Here is a 3,304-nt window from a genome sequence, read left to right as displayed (position 1 = left end):
TACCTGACTCGCGCCTTCGAGTACCAAGCCATCCAACGGCAGCCGTTCACCGGGTTTGACGATAAAACGTGAACCCACGGGGACTTCTTCTGCGGCAATCACCTCTTCACGATTGTCTTCGCGGAGCAGCCGAACCTGCGTCGGCGAAAGGCTAAGCAGCGCCTCGACAGCACGCCGGGCGCGGCCCACACTCCAGGATTCAAGCGCGAGCGATAGTCCAAAGAGAAAGGAAACGGTCGCGGCCTCAAACCATTCGCCGATGCTAATTGCTCCCGCGACAGCAATAGTCATCAGCAGGTTCATGTCCGGACGCAACCGTTTGAGCGCAAACCAAGCTTTGGGTGCCACGTACCACCCGCCGCTTACGATTGCGAGGAAGTACAGAACTCTCGTGAGCCAGGGAACCCCGTGCGCAATTCCCATGCCTTCCGAGCCCAGGGCTGCGGCGATTCCCCCAGCGAGCGCAGCATGGACAGCAAAGCCTATTGCGGTGAGAACCCCGCTGCACCCCGAAAGGATTGTCCTGCCGCGCTTCCGCCAAAGGGTTTTTTCCGCCGACTTTTCGTCCAACTCGCGCCACAGCTCGGCACGCATCCCCGTGCGCTCGACCGCCTGGATTACAGCTTGCTCGGTCAATCCGCTCGGCGGCTTCAGTAGGGTCATCTTGCATTTCAAAAGGTCAAAGGCCAGATTTTCAACGCCGCCGACGAGCGGAGCGATTTCGCGCTTCAGAACGTCCACTTCCTCAGCGCAATCCATTCCTCGAATTCTGAACTCGAAGCTTTGCATCCCGTCCACCCTTCCATCCAACCCTATGACGCTTCCACCGTGTGCTCGCGGGTGCGAATCTTTGCGACGTCATCCACCATGCCCGATCTCCTCAGCGTGCCTCTTCGATGATTTGGAGCACGATCTTTTCCACCTCCGACGCCAGCCCCTCAATACCGGCTTGAGGGAAAAACTGTGCGATGGAGGTTGGAAGCAGCGTGCTGATGTTCGTCTTGCCCTTTTCGATGTAGACGCTGATGGGGCAAGGAAGCATCAAGGAGAGTTTGACATCTTTATTCAGCACCTGGCTCGCATACTTGGCATTGCAGATTTCGATGATTTTCAGAGGCTCGCGTGGAAAGCCCTTTTCGGCCAGGGTCGCCGCGACATCATGGGTGTGCAGAACCCGAAAGCCCTTTTCTGCTGCTTTGCGTTCGACCCTAGACACTGCTTCGTCAAACGACTTGTCGGTTGTCACTGTTCGCTCAAATGAGTTCATGACAGTTCTCCTTCTTGCTTTCGGCTAGATCGCCTTCTCACCTCGCTCGCCCGTCCGAATCTTGACCACATCGTCCACCGTTGAGACAAAGATTTTCCCGTCGCCGGGGTTGCCGGTGTGCGCGTGCTTGGCGATCAATTGGACGACCTTCTCAACCAGATCGTCGGGCACCACGATTTCCAGCTTGATCTTCTTGACGCCGAAGATTTCCGCTTCCTCAGGCGAATCAGGGCGACCTAGCGCCCTCCCGCGACCGAATCCCTTGACTTGGGAAACGGTGACGCCGGGCAAGTCCGTCATTTCCCGGAGCGATGAGATAACCTTGTCCGCCACGAATGGCTGGATAATGGCTTTGATCTCTTTCATAGATGTCGCCTCCTCTTAGATCTCCACTTCGCGGCGCTTTCCTTCGAACCAGCGGTAAATTGTGGGAAGCACGAGCAAGGTCAGCAGCGTGGAGGTGACCAGACCGCCGATCACCACGGTGGCGAGTGGTCGTTGAACCTCCGCACCCATGGAAGTTGACATGGCCATCGGGACGAAGCCGAAGCTCGCGACCATCGCCGTCATCAAGACGGGCCGGAGACGCGTTTTTGCCCCTTCCACCACCGCTTCCTCGATCGAGCGGCCTTCCTGCCGAAGCTGAGTGATGTAGGAAACGAGAACCACGCCGTTCAGCACGGCGACCCCAAAAAGAGCAATGAACCCCACTGCCGCCGAAATGCTGAAGGGCAACCCGCGCAATGCAAGAGCGAAAATCCCACCTGTCGCTGCGAGCGGGACGTTGAGGAAGATCAGCAGTGCCGGACGAAGCGCGCCAAATGCCATGTACAAGATGAGGAGAATCGCCAGCAGAGTCAGGGGGACGACCACGGCAAGCCGCTGGCGGGCCTCCTGGAGCTGCTCGAACTGCCCACCCCACTCGATGTAATACCCGGCGGGAAGGCGAACAGCTTGGCTGACCTTTTTCTGTGCCTCCGCCACAAAGCTTGCCAAGTCACGGCCGCGAACGTTGGATTCCACCACGATCCGCCGCTGTACGTTCTTGCGGCTGACTTGCGAGGGGCCCGTATCCAGCCGCACGTCAGCCACCTGCGCGAGTGGCACGAAGCGGCCCTTGTCATTCGCGACGGGAAGCGTGGCGATGACGTCCGGATTGCCCAGAACCTCCTCCGGCAAGCGGACAACCAAGTCGAAGCGCCGCTGCCCTTCGAAAATGGTCCCCACCACCTTGCCCACACGGGTGGCTTGCACGGTGTCGAGCACATCGGCGGCATTGAGCCCGTAGCGCGCCAGCCGCTCCCGGTCAATCGTGATCCGGATCATGGGAAGTCCCGCAGTCTGCTCCACGCGCACATCGGCAGCGCCGCGAACGGTGCTGAGCGCCTGCGCAACCTCGTTCCCCTTCTGCGCAAGCGTTTCGAGATTGTCCCCGAATATACGCACGCCTACATCGGAGCGCACGCCGGCGATCAACTCGTTGAAACGCATCTCGATGGGTTGCGTGAAGCCGAACCCCGCTCCGGGTACTTCCTTCTGGAGGGCTTCGTTCATCTTGGCGATGAGTTCTTCCTTGGTACTTGCCGTTTGCCACTCGGAGCGCGGCTTCAGGATAACGAAGATGTCAGAAAGCTCGATGCCCATCACATCCGTTGCCACCTCAGGACTTCCGGTTCGAGATACGACGGTCTTCACCTCCGGAAAGCGCCGCAGAACCTGCTCGACTTGGGAGGTGGAATTGATGGATTCCTGGAGGGAAATACTCGGCAGCCGCCAGGCTTGGATGGTGATGTCGCCCTCATCCAGTCGCGGAATGAACTCAGCGCCCATGAAATAAAACACGGCTCCGCTGAGGGCAAAGATCGCCAGGGCGGAGGAGGCCACGATTCGCGGACGGCGCATCGCCCAATCCAGCGCGGGATTGTAGGCGGCGCGAATCTTTCGGAGGAGCCAGGGTTCGTCGTGTTTCGCCTCGCGCAGAAAAAGAGAAGCCAGCACCGGCATCAGCGTGACGGCGAGGATGAGAGAGGCCACCAG

At 59.2% G+C, this 3,304-nt stretch carries 4 protein-coding genes; all 4 read right to left on the bottom strand.

The genetic code is table 11. The features are described 5' to 3' along the window. The coding region (locus VIH17_10395) for a hypothetical protein (GenBank protein ID HEY4683643.1) at nucleotides 1–759 on the bottom strand (759 nt) is incomplete at its 3' end. A gap of 121 nt (nucleotides 760–880) precedes the next feature. Then, nucleotides 881–1,267, bottom strand: coding sequence for a DUF302 domain-containing protein (locus tag VIH17_10390; GenBank protein ID HEY4683642.1), 387 nt, complete (start codon nucleotides 1,265–1,267; stop codon nucleotides 881–883). A gap of 24 nt (nucleotides 1,268–1,291) precedes the next feature. Beyond that, nucleotides 1,292–1,633: a P-II family nitrogen regulator gene (locus tag VIH17_10385; protein ID HEY4683641.1), complete on the bottom strand. Its 342-nt coding sequence runs from the start codon at nucleotides 1,631–1,633 to the stop codon at nucleotides 1,292–1,294. 15 nt (nucleotides 1,634–1,648) lie between these two features. Continuing rightward, nucleotides 1,649–3,304 (bottom strand): efflux RND transporter permease subunit (locus tag VIH17_10380; protein HEY4683640.1); only part of this gene is annotated, 1,656 nt, incomplete at its 5' end.

The organism is Candidatus Acidiferrales bacterium, from assembly GCA_036514995.1.
Classification (GTDB): Bacteria; Acidobacteriota; Terriglobia; order Acidiferrales; family DATBWB01; genus DATBWB01.
Note: the sequence above shows the minus strand (reverse complement) of the source record. Positions and strands in the feature narration are given on the sequence as shown.

What these genes read in the sequence shown, in the direction of transcription:
- VIH17_10390 (HEY4683642.1), bottom strand. Translation starts at nt 1,267, where the DNA reads ATGAACTCATTTGAGCGAACAGTGACAACCGACAAGTCGTTTGACGAA.
- VIH17_10385 (HEY4683641.1), bottom strand. Translation starts at nt 1,633, where the DNA reads ATGAAAGAGATCAAAGCCATTATCCAGCCATTCGTGGCGGACAAGGTT.